The sequence below is a fragment of the Vibrio sp. YT-19(2023) genome (genome assembly GCF_033337395.1).
In genome coordinates this window covers 1-664 of sequence record NZ_JAWOQN010000576.1, presented here as the reverse complement: position 1 = coordinate 664, position 664 = coordinate 1, and the positions used below count along the sequence as shown (strand labels likewise).

The following is a 664-nucleotide window of genomic DNA, read 5'->3' as shown; positions in this document are numbered from 1 at the left end:
AAAAATGAAGTGCAAGTTATTGCAACGGTTGTATCTGTAAACCCAGACGTTCAACCAGATATCCCAACAATGATTGGTACATCTGCGGCTCTTGCTATCTCTGGTATTCCATTCAATGGTCCTATCGGTGCAGCACGTGTTGGTCACATCGATGGTCAGCTAGTTCTTAACCCTAGCCAAACTGAGCTAAACGCATCGCGTCTAGATCTAGTGGTTGCAGGTACAGAGTCTGCGGTACTAATGGTTGAGTCAGAAGCTGACAACCTAACTGAAGAAGAAATGCTAGCAGCAGTTGTGTTCGGTCACGATCAACAACAAGTTGTAATCAACGCTATCAACGAGTTCAAAGCTGAAGTTGCTACTCCAGCTTGGGATTGGGTTGCTCCAGAAGAAAATACAGCACTTAAGACTAAGATTGCTGAACTTGCTGAAGCTAAGCTTGTTGAGGCTTACCAAATCACTGAGAAAATGGCTCGTTACGACCGCATCCATGAGATTGCAGCAGAAGTAAATGAAGCACTACTTGCTCAAGATCCTGAAGCGGATACTAAAGAAATCCACACAATCTTCCACGATCTAGAGAAGACTGTTGTACGTCGTAGCATCATCGCGGGTAACCCACGTATCGATGGTCGTGAGAAAGACATGGTTCGTGCGCTAGACG

General features: G+C 45.3%; 1 pseudogene. It reads left to right on the top strand.

From position 1 onward, the window contains the following. Nucleotides 1–664: pseudogene (locus R7E78_RS27230) on the top strand (polyribonucleotide nucleotidyltransferase); the annotation flags it as partial.